The following is a 19,595-nucleotide window of genomic DNA, read 5'->3' as shown; positions in this document are numbered from 1 at the left end:
CCTCGAATAGTCTTGCCTCCCAAGAGCAGGTCATTGACGTCAAACTCCGCTGTGGTACCTAGCGCCGGTGCGCCGACGACCCCCAGACTGCCGCGGCTACCCAGTGCATCGACGGCTTGGCGTAATACCGCTGGGCGACCCGTGGATTCAAGGGCGAAATTGACGCCACCACCGGTGATTTCGCGTATGAATGCCACCGGATCGGCGTCCTTGCTGTTGACCACGTGAGTCGCGCCTAACTCGGTAGCCAGCGCCAGACGCGAAGGGACGACATCGACCACAATGATCGTGGTGGCACCCGCCACCCGGGCCGCCAGCACGGCACTCAGCCCCACCGCGCCACCGCCGAAGGCGGCAAAGCTGCTACCGGGAGTAACCTTGAGTGAGTTGATCACTGCTCCTGCCCCCGTCTGGATACCGCAGCCCAGTGGCCCCAGTAACTCCAGCGGTGCTTCGCGGCTCACCTTCACTGCGTTGTTCTCCCGACTCAGTGCCAGCGTGGCAAAGGAGGACTGGGCAAAGAAGTGATCGTTCAGACGCGCGCCGTCCTTGTCCTGCAGGGCACTTTCACCCTGTGGGTCTGCCCCACTGAAATTACGCCCGAAAAAGTCCTGGCAATATGCGGTGTGGCCACTTCCACAGGACAGGCAATGCCCGCAATAACCGTAACTCATTACTACGTGATCGCCCACTTGAAGCCCTTTGACCAGTGGGCCAATGGCTTCCACTACTCCCGCGCCCTCATGGCCCAGCACTGCAGGCAGCGGCACTGGGTAATACTGATCTCGGACGATCATGTCGGTGTGGCACATGCCGGTGGCGACGATGCGCACCAACACTTCATCGCCCCGGGGATTGCGGATCTGCGCGGCTTCCAGTGCAAAAGGTGCGCCTTTGCCACGAGTGACAGCAGCAGTGATCGGGCGGTAGACAGGTGTGTTCATTATTATTTTTCTCCAGGTTTTTACAGTGGGTAGGCCGGTGCTTCACCCTTGACGGTGAGCCATTGCCATTGCGTGAATTCTTCCCAGTTGGCAGCGCCGCCGATGCTGGTGCCATTGCCTGATGCGCCCACACCGCCGAACGGATTGATGACCTCGTCGTTAACCGTCTGGTCATTGATGTGCAGCAGGCCTACACGCAGTTGCTCACCGAGCTTGAGTGCGCGACCAACATCCCGGGACAGTACGGCAGCAGACAAGCCGTATGCCGTATCGTTGGCCAGAGCAACGGCCTCTTCGTCGGTATCGAAAGGCACAACTACGGCCACAGGGCCAAAAATTTCTTCGTTGAAGGCCGGATTGTCGCGGGTAACGCCTCCGAGCACGGTCGGTTCGAAAAACAGCCCTTCATAACCACCACCTGCTTCCAGCGTCGCACCGGCTTGTTGCGCGGCTTGCACTACGCGGTGAGCGTGATCACGCTGCTGGGCGTTGATCAGCGGGCCCAGGTGTACTTCGCTGGTGGCTGGGTCGCCGACCGTCAGGCTCTTGGCCTTGGCCACTAGGCGCTCAAGGAAGCGGTCATAGATTGCACGTTGTACCAGCAGGCGACCTGTGGACATGCAAATTTGTCCCTGGTGCAGGTAAACGCCCCACGTGGCGTTGGCCAGGGCCAAGTCGAGATCGGCGTCATCAAGCACGATCAATGAGTTTTTACCGCCCAGTTCCAACGAAACTTTTTTCAAATGACGACCTGCAGCTTCACCAACCTTGCGCCCGGCACCGGTCGAACCGGTGAACTGGATCATCGCCACATGCGGATCACTGGTCAGCGCAGCACCCGCATCGACACCGCCAGGCAAAACGTGCAGCAAGCCAGCAGGCAACCCCGCCAGTTCGAACAACCGGGCAATCACGAAACCGCCACATACCGCCGTGCGTGGATCTGGTTTGAGTACGACGGCGTTACCTGTTGCCAGCGCCGGAGCAACCGCCCGAATGGCCAGATACAGCGGGAAGTTGAAGGGCGAGATCACTCCCACCACACCCAGTGGACGGCGGCGAGCAAGGCTCAGACGGCCAGGTACCGAAGGCAACACTTCACCTTGACTACGCGAGGGCAGACCAGCGCTTTCGTGCAGGACTTTGATGCTGATACTGGTTTCGAATGCGGCCTTGGCACGGGTCGAACCGCTTTCACGCACCAGCCAGTCGACGATGGCCTCGAAGTGTTGTTCGGCGATTTTCGCGGCTTTACGGAACAACGCCGCGCGCTCGTCGTAAGGCTGCTGGTGCCAAGAGGTCTGTGCGGCGCTGGCGGTTTTGGCCGAAGCAGCCACTCGCGCGGCATCGGCATTGGCGACGTAGCCCAAGAGGTTGCCGGTGGCGGGTTCGAGTACTTGCGTGGCTGCGATGGGGCCAGCCTCCCAAGTCCCGGTGAACAGGCGATCGTTCCAGAGTTCGGCAGGTAAAAAAATGGCAGGCAAGGACGTGCTACTCATCGGGTATATCCCTCTTTTTTTGATCTTGTGATTTGGGGGCCAGCCGTCATTGGCTGCGATGAAAAACATATAGCAGAGGTCGTGCCAGCTTTCTGGTAGCTACAGACAGTGGTATTTACAGTGTTCTTCGCTGTGTTCGAAGTGGAGTTGTTCAGTTACTGGACAATGCGTGGGGTGGACGGTGGTCAGTATCTGGACATTGTGATGCAAGAGACGGAGACGCAGTCATGACCCCCTGCGCTTCCAGCTCGGCGATGCGCGCTTGAAGCTGCTCGGGGGGGGCTCGGTATTGGTCATGTCGTGGGGGTTCCTTTCTGTTCATTTCGTTAGTGGCGGGTCTGATAGGGAAGCGTCGCTTGCACCTTCAACCCAAGCCCCTCCTGCAATCCCCAAGATAAAGCTAGATGATGGGGTTTGGGGAGCAACGGAACCAACCAACGTAAGGCTTAGTTAGAGTCGCCGTTGCCGAAAACAAAGTCTGGATAACCTGACAGAGCGCTTAGCGTACAAAAATTTCCGTTTTCTCTATTCGCCCCTTCCACGTCACCGTCACGACTGAGGGCCAATAGTTCGTTTGGGCCGTTGGTAACCGCCCATAGCAGGTTCAGGTCAGGGTCGAAGGTCAGGCCCGAAAGGTTGTTGTCCACACCGGGAACCGGCTTAGCATCGAGCTCAACCCGATAGTCAGGCAGCCACACAGAGCGCTCCTGCCAATCGTCGGTGTGCCAGTGGGTCTTGATCCAGAAGTACAACCGATCATCAAGGTGATGGGTGCGGACTTGGAATACGGTAAGCAATACAAAGCACAGCAGTGCCCACATCCAGGCACTTGTTTTCTGTGTTCGGCCCAACCAGTTTTTAGCCATCAAATACATTAGAAGCCTCGTTAATTGGGACTGACGTCACGAGCTGTCATGGTTTCAATCCGACTCGGCGCGGCTCGCACAGGTGATGCACAACGGCGTGGCCGGATCGAATTCCAGGCGGCCCGAGGCGATCAACTCGCCGCATTGGTTACACCAGCCATACTCGCCCTCGTGCCAACGCTTGAGGGCCAGCTGGAGGCGGACGCGTTCATGCTGCGCCCGACTGCGGATGGCATCGTTCATCGCTTGCTGCTGGAGTGCGTCCATCCTCGACAGACGCCCTACCTTGCTTTGATCCAACTCCACCGATTGCGAGCGAGACTCAGCGTCTTCCAGCAACCGATCCAGCTCGGCAGCCCGCTGTTCCAGTAGGGTCTTGAAATGGGCAAGATCGAGGGCGTCGTCCATGGCCGTTAGCGCAGCAGCAACAGTGGGCCAGTGGTGGTGCGCAGCATGCTGGTCGTGGTGCTGCCGACCAGAAACTGACGGATGCGCGAATGACCGTAGGCCCCCATCACCAGCAGGTCGATGCCGTGCTCTTTCTGATAGGCGTGCAAGGTAGGCTCTATCTCGCCGTTCAGGGTCTCGGCGCGAACAGTGAATCCGACGTTGAGCAGCACTTTCTGCGCCCAGTCCAGCTGCGCGGACGATTCGTCGTTCACTGGCCCAACCATCACCAGGTGGATCGGCAGCCCCTTCAGCAGGGGGCTGGCCGCCAGCATCTCCACACCCTTGCGGGTAGTAGCGCTGCCATCGAAGGCCAGCATCGCGCTCTCGGGCTTTTGGAAGTTGGCCGGGGTGACCAGGATTGGCCGGTGCATGATACGAATCACGCTCTCCAGCTGGCTTCCGACATGCTGACTCAGACCGCCGCTAGACTCGCCTTGGCGACCGATGACCAATAGGCGCGTTTCGCTTTCCAGCTCTTGCAGGTTTTCCAGCAGATCGCCATGACGTTGCTTGGACTCCGGCGCGGTCACACCATCCGTCATGGCCCGCTCTTTCGCGGCCGTTAACATGATCCGCCCCTGCTCCAGGGCCAACTTACCGCGCTGTTCATCCAGGGAAGCAAGCTCATCGAGCAGATGCTCGCGGCTGCCAAGGCCGATATTGCCACTCAAGTCGGCCGCAACTGGGTACTGGCGCTGATCCAGCACATGCAAGAAGGTCAGCGGGGCTTCCAGGCTCAGACTGGCCCAGGCTGCGTAGTCGCACACAGCTGGAGCCGAGGTGGAACCGTCGATACAGGCAATTACTTGGGTCATCGTTGTTCTCCTTCTCAGTGGCCCATGAGTTGATCAATGGCGTCGGGTTTATCGTGAACTCCGAATCGATCCACGATAGTGGCGCTCGCTTCGTTGAGACCTAACACTTCAACTTCGGTGCCTTCGCGGCGGAACTTGATAACCACCTTGTCCAGGGCAGCAACTGCGGTGATATCCCAGAAGTGGGCGCGATTCAGGTCGATGGTTACCTTGTTCAGGGCTTCTTTGAAGTCGAAGGCCGCGACGAACTTGTCTGCCGAGCTGAAGAACACCTGGCCAGTGACGTTATAGCTACGATGCTCGCCGGATTCGTCCAGCGAAGAACTGATCGCCATGTAATGGCCAACCTTGTTGGCGAAGAACATCGCGGCCAGCAGCACGCCGGCCAACACGCCGAAGGCAAGGTTGTGGGTGGCCACCACGACCACAACGGTGACGACCATGACAATGTTGGTCGACAACGGGTGCTTCTTCAGGTTGCGCAGCGAATCCCAACTGAAGGTGCCGATGGACACCATGATCATCACTGCCACCAGCGCAGCCATCGGGATCTGCTTCAGCCAGTCGCCGAGGAACACCACCATCAGCAGCAGGAATACACCTGCGGCCAGGGAGGACAGACGAGAACGACCGCCGGATTTCACGTTGATGATCGACTGACCAATCATCGCGCAGCCGGCCATACCGCCGATCAGACCCGAAGCAATGTTGGCCACGCCCTGGCCCTTGCACTCGCGGTTCTTGTCGCTGGGGGTGTCGGTCAGGTCGTCGACAATAGTCGCGGTCATCATCGACTCCAGCAGACCGACCACGGCCAGCGCTGCCGAGTAAGGGAAGATGATGGCCAACGTCTCGAACGTCAGCGGCACGTCAGGCCAGAGAAAGATTGGCAGCGTATCCGGCAGTTCCCCCATATCACCGACCGTGCGGATATCCAGCCCAACCGACATGGCGACTGCGGTCAGCACGATGATGCACACCAGTGGCGATGGGATGAGCTTGCCGATCCTGGGGATATAGGGAAATAGGTAGATGATGCCGAGGCCTGCGGCTGTCATGGCGTAGACGTGCCAGGTGACATTGGTCAGCTCGGGCAGCTGAGCCATGAAAATCAGGATCGCCAGTGCATTGACGAAGCCGGTCACCACCGAGCGCGAAACGAAGCGCATCAGCGAGCCGAGCTTCAGGTAGCCAGCACCAATTTGCAACACGCCACACAGCAGCGTGGCGGCCAGCAGATATTCAAGACCATGGTTCTTGACCAGGGTCACCATCAGCAGTGCCATGGCCCCTGTCGCGGCTGAAATCATGCCTGGGCGGCCACCGACAAAGGCGATCACCACGGCGATACAGAATGAGGCGTAGAGACCAACTTTGGGGTCGACGCCCGCAATGATAGAGAAAGCGATGGCTTCAGGGATCAGCGCAAGTGCGACGACGATCCCCGCGAGCACGTCGCCACGGACGTTGGAAAACCACGTTTGTTTGAGTGTTTGTAGCATCAGAATATCCAAAGCAATGCACCGCACGCATGCCAGGAAAATGGCGAGCGCGTCGATACGAATTCAAATTGTGAGGATTATTTTGCTGTGCGCTTTGGGTGTAAGAACCGGGCATACAGCAGTACGCAGCCGCCAGCGAAACTGGCGGAGGCGAGGTTGTTGCGAGGGGGCGTAGCGCTAAGGCGGCGTAGGCTGCCAGTAGAGCGTTTGGAGTACAGTCATGCTGGTGTTCCTGTAGCTCAAGGGGTATGCGGAGCCAAAAGTATACAGTGAAGCTATCGTCGATTGCGATCCGCCGCCCTGCTTTGCGAAGCCACGTCTGAAATAGGCTTAGTCGAGGAGTATCGCCATCAGGAACGAAGGAAAATAATCAAAAAAATGTTAGGGAGTTAATTTGCTTATAAATCAATATCTTACACTCAACTAACTGTTAGGGTCATTCAGATATAACGACGGCTGCGTGATCGCCCGCAGTGCCGAGGCCAAGGCCTACGCGCGGATGGGCGAGCCGTACTTCCAGATCCGCGACAAGCTGCGCCGGCACGGGGTGCTGGCGTTCTCGTCCAACTACGCGCTGTACGGCGACATGAGCGAGCGGGTGATGAGCTTGATCGAGTCGATGGTGCCGGCGGCGCAGGTGTATTCCATCGACGAGTGCTTTGCCGACTTCACCGGCATCCCGGGCAACCTCACCCAGTTCGGCCGCGATATCCGCGCCCGGGTGCTGCGCTGCACCGGCATCCCGGTGGGGGTGGGCATCGCCCGCACCAAAACCCTGGCCAAGCTCGCCAACCACATGGCCAAGCGCTTGCAGGCGCAAACCGGCGGGGTGGTGGACATCTGCGAGCCGTTCAAGCGCGACTGGGTGCTGCGCAATACCGGGGTGGAGGAGGTGTGGGGGATCGGCAAGCGCATGACCGCGCACCTGGCCGAGCTGGGCATCCGCAAGGCGATGGACCTGGCCCGGGCAGACCCGCGGCTGCTGCGCGAAAAATTCAGCGTGGTGGTCGAGAAGACTGCCCGCGAGCTCACCGGCACGCCATGCCTGGCGCTGGAAGAAGCCGACCCGCCGAAGCAGGAGATCTGCTGCAGCCGCATGTTCGGCAAGCGCCTCACCGAGCTTGCGCCGATCAAGCAGGCGGTGGCCACTTACACCGGGCGCGCCGCCGAGAAACTGCGGGCCCAGGGCTCGCTGTGCAAGCGCATGCGGGTGAGCATCCGCACCGGGCTGTTCAACCCCGATGAGCGTCACCACGTGCAGGGCGTGCTGGTGGAACTGCCTTACCCCAGCGACGACACCTTGCTGCTGACGCGGATGGCGACCGAGGCGGTGGCGCGGATCTACCAGGCCGGTTACCGCTACAGCAAGGCCGAGGTGTTGCTGCTGGATCTGCGCCAGCCGGGGCGTTCAGCGACGATCTGTTCGCGCAGGGCCAGCCCTTGGCGAGCGGCCGGCTGATGTCTGTACTGGACGAGGTCAACGGGCGCTACGGGCGGGGGACGCTCAGGGCCGGCAGCGTGCCCGCAACACCCGAATGGGGGATGCGCCGGGCGATGATGAGCCCGTCCTATACCACGCGGATCGAGCAGTTGTGGACGGTGGGTTCGCGGTGAGCGGTACGCTTTTCGGGGCCTATCGCTCTTCTCGCGTATGCCATAAGCGCAGCAGGTAGATGGTGGGGCCTACAACTTCATAACGCATCTCGTAGTGCCCGACCAGAATCCGCCGCACATCGCGCGGTTCGAATTCTTCCAGCCGCTCGCCGATACGCGGGTTGGTCAGCAACGTGGTCGGGGCTGCCGTGAGTTGCTGCACTGTGCGGGCTGCCGCAGGCTGATTCACCGGCGCCAAGTGGTCATAGAGTCGAGCAAGGTCAGACAGGGCTTTGCTGGTCCACTTCAATTCCATCAGCGCGGTACCGGCAGCGGAGCAGAGCTGCTCAGGCTGTCGGCCCAGGCCTGGACGGCCTGGTGGTCGATCACGCGGCCGGCATCGACATCGGCCAGGGCTTCGTGGGTCAGGCGGCTACGTTCTTCCTCCTGGTCGAGCCAGGCGCACAGGGCTTGCTTGACGATCCAGTTCTTGGAGCGCTCCAGGCGCGTGGCGACTTGATCGACACGTTCGGCCAGCTCCACCGGGACGTGAGCGGTAACTGATCGGGTTTTGGCGGTGCTGTTCATGGTGATTGCTCCAAGATGCCAGGCTGTGGGCGCCCGTCTTCTGCAGGGGGCGCCTGGTAGGCTGCAGTCGGGACGGCCACTTGGGCAGAGTGTCTCAGCCGTAGCTTGCTGAAAATTGATTTGAAGTTAATCGTAATTAATAAAAATACATCGTCAAGAGCGCAGTCAGCATAGCAACGCTTGCACCGCTGCAGAAGCAACCCTCGATTCCCCTCAAGTCCCAAGCACAATGGCACCCGCGCTGCCCGAAGCCATCCCGCGTTCGATCAGGTAGCGCGCCGGTGGCTTGCCCATGGCCTTGCGGAACATGGTGACGAACCCGCTGGCGCTTTCATAACCCAGCGCCAGGGCAACGGCCTGCACGCTCTCACCCTGGGTCAGGCGTTGCAGCGACAGCACGATGTGCAACTGCCGGCGCCAGCGCCCGAAGCTCATGCCGGCTTCCTGCATCAGCAGACGGCTCAGGCTGCGTTCACTCACGCCAATGCGCCGGGCCCATTCGTCCATCGTGGTCTTGTCCGCCGGGTTGGCCAGCAAGCCTTGCGCCAGTTGGCGCAGGCGCGGGTCCCGGGGCATCGGCAAGTGCAGGTACTCGACAGGCGCTTCGCTCAACTCGTCCAGCAGGGCGGCAATCAGCCGGGCCTCTCGACCGTTCTGCGGGTACAGCACCTCGAAGGCCGTCGCCTTGAGCAGCAACTCGCGCAGCAGTGGCGACACCGCAAGCGTGCAGCACGCGGTAGGCAGGTTTTCGATTGCCTCGGGTTCGACGAACAGGCAGTAGCACTCTGTTTCCCCCGAGCCACGGGTTGTATGCAGCACGCCGCCGGGGATCCATACCGCGCATTGCGGCGGCACGACCCACACGCCGGTGGCGACTTCGCAGTTGAGGACCCCGCGCACCGAATAGATCAGTTGTGCCTTGCGGTGCTGATGCGGGGCGTGCTCCCAGTCCTTGGCAACCCGGGAGGCATTCAACACCGTCACCTGGCGCGCAATGCTGTCAACGTCCCACGCAAGCGGCAGGTCGTTAGCGCAGATGGGTTCCATGAAGGGTGCCTCGTAGAAGATGAATACGATTGGCCGAAATGAAAAATAGTGTGGCCAAGTTGTGCAATGACGTAAAGCCGTTGTGGCGGATATCGTGCACCTGCATTCCATTAACTACCGAGGGCAAGGCAAATGATCCTGGATTCCACAGGCTTTCCGATGGTCTGGATGAACGTGGGCACGGCGGGCATCGATACCGACGATGAGGGTTTCAAGGCCTTCGAAGTGTTGCTGGCGGGTGGCGAACCCTTCGTGCTGCTGGATGCCGAGCGGGCGAAGCAGGCGCAGGATGCACCCAGCCAGGAGGAGCAGAAGCAGTTGTCGTTGTGGATGAAGCGCCACAAGGCCGCCTTGCGCAGCGTCGTCAAGGCACAGGTTCACATCGAGCCAGACCAGGGTAAGCGGCAAGCGGCCAGCGCATTCGCAGACAAGTTCGAGCTGTTCTGGGGCTACCCCTTGTTCGTCGTGAGCAGCCGCGAGGAAGGTTTGTCATTGGCGCGCAGGCTGATGGCGCAATGAGCCGCCGAGGGTAGGGGCCATGGGTATCGTTGCGATCAGTACCGTCGAGATCAAGCCGGCCAAGGGTTCGGCCGCGGTCCTCAAGGCGCGCTTGAACAGGTTGCTGGTAAAGCTCAATCGCCTTTCGGGGTGTGCGGCCTACAGTCTGACTTGCGGCAGTTACCCTGAGAGTACCTGGGTTATCACGGGGTATTGGGACTCGACCGAACGCATGGCCGCACACTTCGACCTGCCATGCCTGAGTGAGTTGTTCGAGCTGACGGCGCAGCGGTTGGTGGTGGGGCTGCGCTTCGGGACGTTCTGCGGTGCGCCGCTTTGCAAGCCCCAATACCATTCAGGTACTCAGACGGTTGTGTGATCACCCGCAATTGCGAGGCCTGCGCTTCGAAGGGGCACGCCCAAGGGAATCTCGATACGGTTATATCTGCCTATCCAGCCACCCCTGAACCCGCGGGCAACCGTACTCCAGGGCTTTCATCTGATACGCAAACTTCACGTTTTTGTCTTTGGCGCCTGTATCAACCAACACATCGCGCATGGCGAAATACAGATTCGCCCTGAAGGCCGGTTCATCAAGTTGCATTACCACGGTGGGCATTGGCCGAGCCTGCGAGCAGTACTCAAGGATGGTCGGCTGCGGATAGTAGCGCGCATAAGGCCCGGGCATTTCCGGCAAGGCCTTGACCTGCGCAATGTACTCGGGCGTATCGATATCGCTCAGGCAGTTCACGCGCATTTGCAGCGCCGCAGGCGTGAAGCCGCGATTGAGGCTCGATTTGAACAACCCGCATATCTTGGCACGCTGCCCCTGGCCGTCCAGAACACCGAGCAACTGCGCCAAGCGATACTCAGCGGCCGGGTTGCCGGCAGCGATGGCGGCCTCCAGCAGCTTGTTGGCGCTGGGTAGATGCTGCTGTGTGTAATCGACGAACGCCAGCCTGGACGCTTCGTTCATTCGGCCGTCTGGCTCGCGTCGATTCACCAGCTCCATCATTCTGCGGTCAATCTCGTCGAGGATCGGCGCCGCTTGCCGATACTCCGCTTCACCGGGAAGCAGCGTTGCGGGTTGGGCGTGTGCCTGGAGGCTGAAGCAGGTAAACAGCAGAGGCGTGAGCAGGTGTCTCATGACAAAAAGTGGCATCCGTGGCGATTGGCGTCGAGAGGCGCGAGTCTAGCAAGAAAGCGCCAAGCGCAGGCCCCTCACGCCCTGCCTCGTACTTCGTAGGAAACCGTGATCACCGGGTCGCGCAGCGCCCAGACCGTTTCGGCAAAGTCGCCGATCATCTCCGCCTGCGCTTCGAGGGTCATCTCGACCGCTTCAAGGCATACAAGATGGCCGGGGGACCAATCGAGCAGTTTGCACTGGGGGTACCTGGCCAGTAACGCGGCCAAGGCCTGTTGCGGCGGTTGCCTGCTGCTATACGCGAAGTCGAAGTAAGGGGCCATGTCCGGGAACTGGTAGAGCAGCACCCACGCAGGTGCCGGGCCATCGAACCATAACGTGACGGCGCGATGCGCCCATTGCGCGCCGCCGTTTGCTACGAGCGAAAGGGCGTCGATGATCGACCGGCACTCGGGTATCAGCGTCATGCAGTCAGCGTCGAACCTGCGCACGGGCACCGGGGCATCGGCCAGGCTGGCAAGCATTGCAGCACGTCGTGCTTTTCGGTTCATGGCAGGGCCTTGAGGTTGAACGGTTGCATTCGGTCGGGGTGGTGGGCCTGTCACAGCCAGTCCAGCGGTGCCCCCGACCTGACCCACGCCTTCACCCCGCCGCGGTACCAATACACCTGGCGGTAGCCCAGGGCAATGGCGCGCAGCGCGCTGTTATAGCTCATCCAGCATTGTGGGTGGTGGCCATAGAACACCAGCGCCCGCGCCTTGTCACCGTGGGTCAACGCTTGCAGGTCGTTGGCCAGGCGTTGCTGGGTCTTGTCGCTGAAGTTGCCGCCCTCGGCGCCGTAGTGCAGGTCGATGGCACCGGGTATGCCGGTACTGGCGCCCATGGCGGCAATCACCACGGGCGGCTTGGGCGTGGCAAGTTCGCGGGTAAGCGCTGCCGTCGTGATCAGCTGGCCACCGGGAATGCCGATGGGGGTGTCGCTGCCAAGGCTCGGTCCGGCATGCAGCACGCCGGTGGGCTCGACATCCGTGGCCAGCGACTCCTCCTTGGCCACTGTCTCGGCGGGCTCGCCGTAGCGGCTCTGGTAAAACGCGTTGAACCCCGGGCCACTGGCCTTGAGGTTCATGAACTGCCGGGCAACGGCGTCCACCCGGCCATCGTTGCCCACGTGAAACAGATCGCCGCCCACGATGACACGTCGCGAGCCCGGCATCACCAAGGTGTCGTCGCGCCTGGCCATCTGCTGCAAATCGACCGGCTCGCCATAGCGCAAGCTGGCGCCACTGGCGCGCAGCACCGCCTTGTTACAGGTGGCCATGCAAGCCAGGCGGGCTTCATCGATGGGCCCGATCACCTTGAAGCCGTCCTCCGGCGGCGTGGTCCAGAAACCCAACTTGTCAGGTGTATCCAGCCGTGGCCTTTGGCCGGCCTGCTGGCGCAGGGCTTCGATCAGCGCCAGGCTCAGGGTCGAGCGGTCGAAATACAGGCTCTCGACCCGCTCGCGGTAGGCCCGTGCCACCGTCGAGACCCCGGGGTTGTCCTTGTCGGCCTGCTGCGCCGGGCGGAAGTAGGCCGCCTTGTCCAACGCCTGCTGGCGGTTGCCCAGCAACGGCACCTCCACGTCCTGATAAGCCTTGTACATCAGGGCCCTGAAGCGGCTGTCGCTGAACAGGGTCTTGCGGTGGGTGCCTTCGAAGCCATCGTCCACGCCAGCGTGCACGCCCAGCAGTTCGAAACGGGCGTTGACGGGGTTCCACACCAGCAGGGGGCCACCAGAGTCGCCGAACCAGATGTTGCAGTAGTGGTTGAACAGGAGGGTCCGTTGCTGGGCGTTGTAGCTGTGCCGGCTGATGTCCAGGGTGCACTGCTTGAGCGAAGGCGCGACAAAGCCCAGCCTGGCCATGGACAGCTTGAACAGGTCGCCGGGGTAGCCGATGGCGGCGACGTTCAGTTGCGCCGAGCGGGAGGCGTCGAAGTTGTCGGCGAAGGCCAGCGGCGTCACCGGCGTGGCGGGCGCCTTGCGCAGGCGCAGGATGGCCCAGTCCGCGCCGCCCTTGTGCTGGTAACTGACCAAGGTGGCCGGGATCACCTCCTTGTGCGCGGCCGAGCGTTCGAATATCACCTGCACCTTGCCTTTACGGTCGGTCTTGTCGACGCAGTGGCCGGCGGTGACCACCAGGGTCGGCGTGCCCACCACGGCACCGCTGCAACTGCCGGCCTGGGCTTTCACCTGCACCAGGGCGTCATAGGGCGGCTGGCTGAAATCGGTGATGAACTGGCGGTCTTCCTCGACGCCGATACCGCGCCACAGCGAGGGTACGGGCGTCAGGCCCGCCGTGGGCAAGGGCAGGGGGGCAGGCTGGTCGAGGTTGGCCAGGTCCGCTTCGCGCAAATAACCCACCAGGCCATACACCGCCTGACGGTCGGGACGCACCTGCGGTTGCCGGTCGAGAAAACGCGCCACCGAGGCTGTATCGATACGGTTCAGGTAGCCCAAGGTATCCGGGTAGGGGCCTTCGCTGGCCGCAATCACCGCCAGCCAGCCGGGCGTCTGGGCCGGGCGCGCATACACCAGGTGCCAGCGGCCGAGGTCCTGGATCACCGGGGACGCGGGGTCGGGCTTGAGGCGAACCTGCACCGGGCGCAGGCTCAGGTAGCGGGTGCCGGGCGCATGGCGCAGCCCCCAGGGGATATCGTGGCCGTTGTGCTCGGCGAGGTTGGCGAAAAACGTCTCGCCGCCATAGCGGTTGTCCCTGGGCTTGCCCTCGGGGGTGACGATGGCGGCGGCAATCTCGGCCCAGTGGCGCTTCTCGTCCAGCGTCCGCGCATCGTCCATCAAGCGCCAGGCGCGGCGGATATCGCCGCCGGCCACCGCCTTGCGGTACCAGGGCATGGCCAACGGGGCAAAGCTGTCGTGCAGGCAGGTGTCGAAGTAGGTATCGCCGATCTGCACCATGGCGTCGGTGTCGCCTGCGTCGGCGCGGCGCAGCAGGGCGGGCAGGTTGCGCCCCTGTTCCACCCACTGGCGGGCCTTGGCGGCATCCGGCTCGACACCTGGCTGGTCGACGAACAGGCAGCCGTAGCGCTGGGCAGCGGCCGGGTCGCCGGCTTCGGCCTCGGCGCGCAGGGTGTTCAGCGTGTTGTTGTCGACGGCGTCCACCGCCGCATGGGCGGGGCAGGCGAGGGCCAGGGCCAGCAATGGCCAACAGCGTCGGCATGGAAGGCTCACGGTGTACTCCAGCAGTCGGTCGCCTGGCTGGCCCCGGTGGCGCCGGGCCAGTAGCAGGCAATTATAGGTGCTGGCCTGAGCGCGCTCTGATTGTCGTCACCCGCGTCAAGGCGGCGCCCGTGCGGCAGTTTGACGCCGGTTTCTTGGACAAATCTTGTAATACTGGCAGTTTCATAGTAACTAGTGGCCCCTAGCCATGAAACGCCAGGAAAGGCTGCGTACCCGCGGGAATGGAGTCCCTGTCACCACTCCCCCTTTATCGCCCCGGCGAGCCTGCCAGCAGGCCCGTTGTCGGTGTGCGCACGCGCCATTTTCAAGCGGATTTACAAAGATGCTGCCGGGCACGGCGGACAGGCATCCGGCACTGACGCTGAAAAACGCCCGCTGCAGCGGGCAGCAAAGAGGAAGGGAAATGTTCGGCTCCAGCTTCATGCGGCCCACTGCGCTGGCCGCGGCGGTCGCGCTCGGATTGAGTGGTTGCGCCACCATCGACAAGACGCTCGGTGACAACTCCAGCGGTTTCGCCTGCGGCGCGGGTGCGCTGGCCGGTGCCGTGATCGGCGGGGCGATCGTGGCGGCGGCGGGGGGCAACGGCAAGCAGATCGCCGCAGGCTCGGTGGCCGGTGGGGCGGTGGGCTGCGCCGCAGGCTATGCCTACAAGCAGCGGGTCGACCGGCTCAAGGCGGTCGCCACCCAGGAAGGGCTGCAGGCGCAGGTGCGTGAAATCGAGGTGGTCGACGCCAACACTGGCAAGAAGGCCTCGGTCGGCCTCGAGGCCCAGGTGCAGATGCAGGAGATGTTCCCCTCCGGCTCCGCCACCCTGACCGCCGACGGCACGCGCAAGCTCAGCGCCCTGGCCCGGGAGTTCGCCAGCAACCTTGGCAAGGCCGAACCTGATAAACCGAGCAAGAAGGTACTGGTGGTCGGGCACACCGACTCCACCGGCAGCGCCGAGCTGAACCAGCGCCTGTCCGAGCAGCGCGCCCGCGCCGTGGGCGATATCCTCGCCAGCGCCGGTATCGCCCGGCAGGACATCTATTATCAGGGCGCCGGCGCCTCGCGCCCACTGGCCGACAACGCCAGTGACACCGGGCGCGCGCAGAACCGCCGCGTCGAGTTCGTCGAGGTGGACAACGAGCAGGTGCTGGTCAAGCGGGTCAACGACGAGCGCAGCAACGCCAAGTACCTGGCCCATGGCACGGCGGCGCAACCCAAGGTGAAGGCCCAGGCGCCGGGCAAGAAGGTGACGGTGGCAAAAACCACCCGTGCGCCTGCGCCGGTGCACAACGACAAGGCGCCGACCTTGCCCGACCAGCCCGCAGCGGCGGTCATCGTGCAGCTCGATGGCAAGGGCGGCATCGACTTCGGCGGGGAACCGGTCACCAGCACCCAGTCGGCACTGGCCTCGAACATCACCCCCAAAAGCTCGACCTTCTCGGTCATCAGCCCGGCCTACGCCAGCGCGCCGGTGACCTCGTGCGTGGGCGACCTGCCGCGGGTCGAGGGCGAGGTGAAGAACCTGGCTACCGGCGCCACCCTGAAGGACTACCGCACCAACGACTTCTTCCCCGGCCTCAACGGCCAGGTCTGGGGCAGCAAGGTCAATGGCCATGTGGCCACGGTCGGCCCGGTGGGCATCCTGCGTGACAACGCCCAGGTGGCGGTGGCGCCGAAGATGCAGTTCATCTCCGACTTCGCCAGCGGCTCGAAGAAGCAGAGCCCGGTGTACAGCTCGGTGGCCAACACCTACGAAGGTGAAACCCAGATCCTCTATCGGGTCTTCGCGGTGGATCAGAAGAAAACCCCCGTCACCTGCATGGACATCGTCTTCGACAAGCGTGCCGGTTCCGCCGTCGCCGGCGAGATCTACTACCCCAAACAGAACAACGCCTACGTCGCCCAGTTCAAACCCAAGCTTGCGCGCTAACAGGACCAACCAATGCTAGATGCCATCCGCACATTCTTTTCGCTTTACTGGCACATCGTGGTGCCGATCGTCACGACCCTGTTCCTGGCGATCCCGATCATCACCCACTGGTATGAGGTCCGTTACTGGCTGATGAGGCTGCGTATCGACATGCCATGGTTCGGGCGCGTTGCCCATTGGGTGAAGCACCCGGGCTCGCGCGAGGAGGCTGACGAGCAGTGCCCGAACGCCGTCGGTTTCTACGAGTCCGAGGCGCAGCTGTGCCGCCTCTACGAAACCTACTACCGCAAACACCAGCCATCGGAAGCCAACTTCCGTCGTTGCCAGGACTACCTGGGCAAGATCGACGAAGACAACCGCCACGAGAAGGGCTTCAGCCTGTGGCTGCTGATCATCGTGCTGATGCTGATCGAGGCCAGCGCCTTCGGCTTCGCCCTGGCGCCGTTCGCCCTGACCCTGGCTACTCCGAACACCGCCATCGCCGGTGCCTTCGCCATCGGCCTGGTGATCTCGATCGTCGGCGTGTTCCTGTCCGAGTTCGCCGGCCGCCAGCTTTACCTCAACAACGTGGTGGCGAAGATTCTCGGCTACGAGAACGTGCGCGCCTCGGGTGCCGACGGCGACATGGTGCGTACTCACCTGGTGACCCTCGACAATACCCACATCGATGATGGCAAGCCGCATTACCAGCAGATGCTCAATCGGGTGAAGCTGCCCAAGAACGGCGACAAGCCGGCCAAACGCTTTGGCGTGGTGGTCGCCTATGGCGTGTTCATCCTGGGCCTGGCGATCGCGGCCTTCTGGGTGCGCACCGAAACCCTCAACGCCCAGGAAGCCGAGTTGATCGCCCATCCGCCGGCGGTATCGCAAGCGGCCGATGACTTCCCGGCTGGCGCTGACGACAGCTTCCCGGTACCGAGCGATATGCAAGGAATCGCCAACGAGGCGGCGGGCAAGTCGGCCCAGGATCAGATCGACGCGCTGCACCGTGCTTCGCTGGTGACCTTCGCCGTGCTCAGCGGGCTGTTCATCTTCATCCAGCTCACCAGTACCTTCCTGGCCTACCGCTACGGCTTCGCCGGCACCCACTCGCGGGTCGCCTGGGACCTGGTGCGCAAGTTCTCCAGCGCCGCCGATTTCGTGCGTTACCACGAAACCAAGGCGCGCGAAGTTGCCACCGATGCCCAGGACTCGCTGGGCAAGCTGCAGTCCCTGCAACTGAGCGTGTTCCGGGTCAACGGCGACGACCGCGAGAAGCTGCGCAAGGACAACGCCAAGCGCACCTTCAGCGTATTCATCGCCGAGCAGGAAGCGCGCCGGGCGTTCCTTCGCAAGAAAGAGAACGCCGACAGCATGGCCAATGAAAGCCTCAAGGTGGTGGAGGCATACCTCGTCAAGACGCTCAAAGACCTCAGGGCCGCCATCGACGCCGAAGACAACGCGCGCATCCAGGAGATCATCCGGGTTGCACGCCCACGCATCGCCCAGATGAACGACCCGCAGCTGCAGGAGTACCGCGATTCCTTCAATGGCCTGGTGACCATGTTCAGCGTGGATGTCAGTCAACCGGCGGTGGCGGTGACCGCCGCCGCACCGGTCACCGTGACCGTCGCGCCAGCCCCTGCGCCAGTCGCCGTGCCAGCCCCGGTGGTGGAAGTGGCGGTCGCGCCTGCGCCGGTCGAGCCGGTTGCCCCGGCACCCGCACCCGTTCAGCCGGTGGTAGCCGCCGCGCCAGCGCACGCACCTGCCGCCGGCGGGTTCGACCCGCACCGGTACGGCGACCTGACCGAGTTCCACGAGGACGACCTGGCCTACGTGGCACAGCGCCTGGGGGCCGAGCTCGACACGCTCAAGCGTGCCCGCCGCCTGCAGATGCTGGACAAGCCCAACAGCCAGCCGGCCTGACCGGATTCACCGCCCGCCGAGGCGTTGCCCACAGGGGTAGCGCCTCGGCCCGGGCACACCCCCTTCGGAGGTACGATGAAACTCAAGCGCCTGCTGCTTGCCCTGATCCTTGCGCCGAGCGCCCTGATGGCGGCCGAGCGCAATGACCTGCCAAGCTGCTACACCCAGGCCCGGGTCGACGAGTTCCGCAGCGCCCCCTCGGGGCGCCTGCTCACCGTCGTGGTCGACCAGACCACGCCCTTGACCACTGACCTGCAACGCACTGCATGGGGGCACATCAAGCGCTTCCTGCAGCCGGGCGATAAGCTGCGCCTGTACTCGTTCAGCGCCTACCTGGACGGGCACTACACGCGCCTGCAATATGCCGCCGAGCTGGAAAAGCCCCTCGACGAGGCGGTGCTGGGCAATGTGCCGATGATGTCGGCACGTAAGCTCGACAACTGCCTCAAAGGCCAGTCGGCGCTGTTGTACCAGCGTTTCGGCAAGGCGTTCGCCGGGGTCATGGGCAAGTCCAGCTCGGACATTCCGCGCAGCGAGATCCTGTTCAGCCTCAAGGCGGTCGGCGAAGACCTGCAGAAGGCCGAAAACGTCAACGAGCACGTCATCCTGGTTATGTCGGACATGCTCGAATACAGCGACTTCGGCAGCTTCTACCAGGCCAACGGTATTCGCCAGATCGACCCCAACGTCGAGCTGGCCAAAGTGCAGAAGCAGAACCTGCTGGCCGATTTCGGCGGCGCGCGCATCTACGTGCACGGCGCGGCGTTCGTGCCGACCACGGCCAAGAACGGCTACCGCAGCGGCAAGATGATCCAGAACCTGGAAACCTTCTGGCGCGCCTACTTCGACAAGTCAAACGCCACCTTGCAGGGCTTTGGCAACCCGGAGCTGACCGCCACCCTGGAGTGACGGCACGGCTGTGCTGCGTGCTGCGGTCGCAATGGCTGCAGCACCTGGTGGCCGGCCGAATTCGAAAGATTACGGTCGGTGGGCTGTTCTTTACATATGGAAATCCGTATATTCGAATTTCCATATGTATTGGCTCTTCGCGGGTAAACCCGCTCCCACAGGTTCACCACAACCTTCAACATTGTGGTGAACCTGTGGGAGCGGGTTTACCCGCGAAAGGGCCGGCAGCGTCAAAAAAGAATCAAGCAGCCACCCGGCACCCGGCATCCGCCGTCAGCCCCAGCTCTTCGATCGTACTGATCGTACACTGCTCAAAGGTTTTGCCATGATCACCCCACCCGAGCTCTTCAAGAGCCTGGCGGACGAGACCCGCGCTCGCGCCACCTTGCTGATCGCCCAACTGGGCGAGCTGTGCGTCTGCGAACTGATGTGCGCCCTGGACGACAGCCAGCCCAAGATCAGCCGTCACCTCGCTCAGCTGCGCAGCAGCGGCCTGCTGCTGGATCGCCGCCAGGGCCAATGGGTGTACTACCGTCTCAATCCGCAATTGCCTGCCTGGGTGCACGAGGTGCTGCAGCTGACGCTGCAGGCCAATGCCGCGTGGTTGCAGGCCAACGCCACACGCCTGCAGAACATGGACGAGCGCCCGGTGCGCACTGCCGCCTGCTGCTGAACACCT

17 protein-coding genes and 2 pseudogenes are annotated in these 19,595 nt (G+C 62.6%); 7 read left to right on the top strand and 12 right to left on the bottom strand.

Features of this window, described 5'->3' with window-relative positions; genetic code table 11:
• From DM373_RS25090 to DM373_RS25065, 6 genes and pseudogenes are all read right to left on the bottom strand, one after another.
• Positions 1 to 944, bottom strand: a 944-nt coding sequence (locus DM373_RS25090) for an NAD(P)-dependent alcohol dehydrogenase (RefSeq protein WP_110996119.1), incomplete at its 3' end; no start/stop codon positions are given.
• A gap of 20 nt (positions 945 to 964) precedes the next feature.
• On the bottom strand, positions 965 to 2,443 hold the full coding sequence (locus tag DM373_RS25085) for a benzaldehyde dehydrogenase (RefSeq protein ID WP_021018595.1): 1,479 nt from the start codon (positions 2,441 to 2,443) through the stop codon (positions 965 to 967).
• Positions 2,444 to 2,979: 536 nt separating this feature from the next.
• A pseudogene (locus tag DM373_RS25080) lies at positions 2,980 to 3,318 on the bottom strand (SdiA-regulated domain-containing protein); the annotation flags it as partial.
• Between the two features lie 45 nt (positions 3,319 to 3,363).
• Positions 3,364 to 3,717, bottom strand: a complete 354-nt coding sequence (locus DM373_RS25075) for a TraR/DksA family transcriptional regulator (RefSeq protein ID WP_028692953.1) — start codon at positions 3,715 to 3,717, stop codon at positions 3,364 to 3,366.
• Positions 3,718 to 3,722: 5 nt separating this feature from the next.
• Positions 3,723 to 4,574 carry a universal stress protein gene (locus DM373_RS25070; protein ID WP_028692952.1) on the bottom strand — a complete coding sequence of 284 codons (852 nt, stop codon included), beginning with the start codon at positions 4,572 to 4,574 and terminating at the stop codon, positions 3,723 to 3,725.
• A gap of 14 nt (positions 4,575 to 4,588) precedes the next feature.
• Positions 4,589 to 6,076, bottom strand: a complete 1,488-nt coding sequence (locus DM373_RS25065; RefSeq protein WP_028692951.1) for a SulP family inorganic anion transporter — start codon at positions 6,074 to 6,076, stop codon at positions 4,589 to 4,591.
• Positions 6,077 to 6,524: 448 nt separating this feature from the next.
• On the opposite strand from DM373_RS25065, the pseudogene DM373_RS25060 reads away from it, so the two are divergent.
• Positions 6,525 to 7,690, top strand: a pseudogene (locus DM373_RS25060) (Y-family DNA polymerase); the annotation flags it as partial.
• A 19-nt stretch (positions 7,691 to 7,709) separates the two neighbouring features.
• Here DM373_RS25060 and DM373_RS25055 read toward each other — a convergent pair.
• The 3 genes from DM373_RS25055 to DM373_RS25045 form a co-directional block, all read right to left on the bottom strand.
• Positions 7,710 to 7,985: a type II toxin-antitoxin system RelE/ParE family toxin gene (locus tag DM373_RS25055; protein WP_110996118.1), complete on the bottom strand. Its 276-nt coding sequence runs from the start codon at positions 7,983 to 7,985 to the stop codon at positions 7,710 to 7,712.
• On the bottom strand, positions 7,985 to 8,257 hold the full coding sequence (locus DM373_RS25050) for a CopG family ribbon-helix-helix protein (protein WP_110996117.1): 273 nt from the start codon (positions 8,255 to 8,257) through the stop codon (positions 7,985 to 7,987). The genes DM373_RS25055 and DM373_RS25050 overlap by 1 nt, the downstream gene beginning before the upstream one ends.
• 213 nt (positions 8,258 to 8,470) lie before the next feature.
• Complete coding sequence (locus DM373_RS25045; protein WP_110996116.1) at positions 8,471 to 9,304, bottom strand: AraC family transcriptional regulator; 834 nt, start codon at positions 9,302 to 9,304, stop codon at positions 8,471 to 8,473.
• Positions 9,305 to 9,436: 132 nt separating this feature from the next.
• On the opposite strand from DM373_RS25045, the gene DM373_RS25040 reads away from it, so the two are divergent.
• Together DM373_RS25040 and DM373_RS25035 are read left to right on the top strand one after the other, a co-directional pair.
• Positions 9,437 to 9,823: a hypothetical protein gene (locus DM373_RS25040; protein WP_157966888.1), complete on the top strand. Its 387-nt coding sequence runs from the start codon at positions 9,437 to 9,439 to the stop codon at positions 9,821 to 9,823.
• Positions 9,824 to 9,842: 19 nt separating this feature from the next.
• A complete protein-coding gene (locus DM373_RS25035) occupies positions 9,843 to 10,181 on the top strand; it encodes an antibiotic biosynthesis monooxygenase (RefSeq protein ID WP_110996114.1) in 339 nt (112 codons plus the stop codon).
• A 60-nt stretch (positions 10,182 to 10,241) separates the two neighbouring features.
• Here the strand turns inward: DM373_RS25035 and DM373_RS25030 are convergent, their stop codons facing one another.
• The 3 genes from DM373_RS25030 to DM373_RS25020 all read right to left on the bottom strand — a co-directional run bounded on the left by DM373_RS25030 (position 10,242) and on the right by DM373_RS25020 (position 14,175).
• Positions 10,242 to 10,949 (bottom strand): hypothetical protein, encoded by a 708-nt coding sequence (locus tag DM373_RS25030; protein WP_110996113.1) that lies wholly within the window; start codon positions 10,947 to 10,949, stop codon positions 10,242 to 10,244.
• Between the two features lie 74 nt (positions 10,950 to 11,023).
• Positions 11,024 to 11,497 carry a hypothetical protein gene (locus DM373_RS25025; protein ID WP_157966887.1) on the bottom strand — a complete coding sequence of 158 codons (474 nt, stop codon included), beginning with the start codon at positions 11,495 to 11,497 and terminating at the stop codon, positions 11,024 to 11,026.
• Between the two features lie 50 nt (positions 11,498 to 11,547).
• Positions 11,548 to 14,175, bottom strand: coding sequence for a trypsin-like peptidase domain-containing protein (locus DM373_RS25020; protein ID WP_157966886.1), 2,628 nt, complete (start codon positions 14,173 to 14,175; stop codon positions 11,548 to 11,550).
• A 412-nt stretch (positions 14,176 to 14,587) separates the two neighbouring features.
• On the opposite strand from DM373_RS25020, the gene DM373_RS25015 reads away from it, so the two are divergent.
• The 4 genes from DM373_RS25015 to DM373_RS24995 all read left to right on the top strand — a co-directional run bounded on the left by DM373_RS25015 (position 14,588) and on the right by DM373_RS24995 (position 19,589).
• Positions 14,588 to 16,102: an OmpA family protein gene (locus DM373_RS25015; protein WP_110996110.1), complete on the top strand. Its 1,515-nt coding sequence runs from the start codon at positions 14,588 to 14,590 to the stop codon at positions 16,100 to 16,102.
• A gap of 12 nt (positions 16,103 to 16,114) precedes the next feature.
• Complete coding sequence (locus DM373_RS25010; RefSeq protein ID WP_110996109.1) at positions 16,115 to 18,007, top strand: hypothetical protein; 1,893 nt, start codon at positions 16,115 to 16,117, stop codon at positions 18,005 to 18,007.
• Positions 18,008 to 18,082: 75 nt separating this feature from the next.
• A complete protein-coding gene (locus DM373_RS25005) occupies positions 18,083 to 18,916 on the top strand; it encodes a hypothetical protein (RefSeq protein WP_223811896.1) in 834 nt (277 codons plus the stop codon).
• Positions 18,917 to 19,241: 325 nt separating this feature from the next.
• Positions 19,242 to 19,589, top strand: a complete 348-nt coding sequence (locus DM373_RS24995) for a metalloregulator ArsR/SmtB family transcription factor (protein WP_110996107.1) — start codon at positions 19,242 to 19,244, stop codon at positions 19,587 to 19,589.
• The last annotated feature ends 6 nt before the right edge of the window (positions 19,590 to 19,595 follow it).

Source organism: Pseudomonas sichuanensis, from assembly GCF_003231305.1.
Classification (GTDB): Bacteria; Pseudomonadota; Gammaproteobacteria; order Pseudomonadales; family Pseudomonadaceae; genus Aquipseudomonas; species Aquipseudomonas sichuanensis.
Note: the sequence above shows the minus strand (reverse complement) of the source record. Positions and strands in the feature narration are given on the sequence as shown.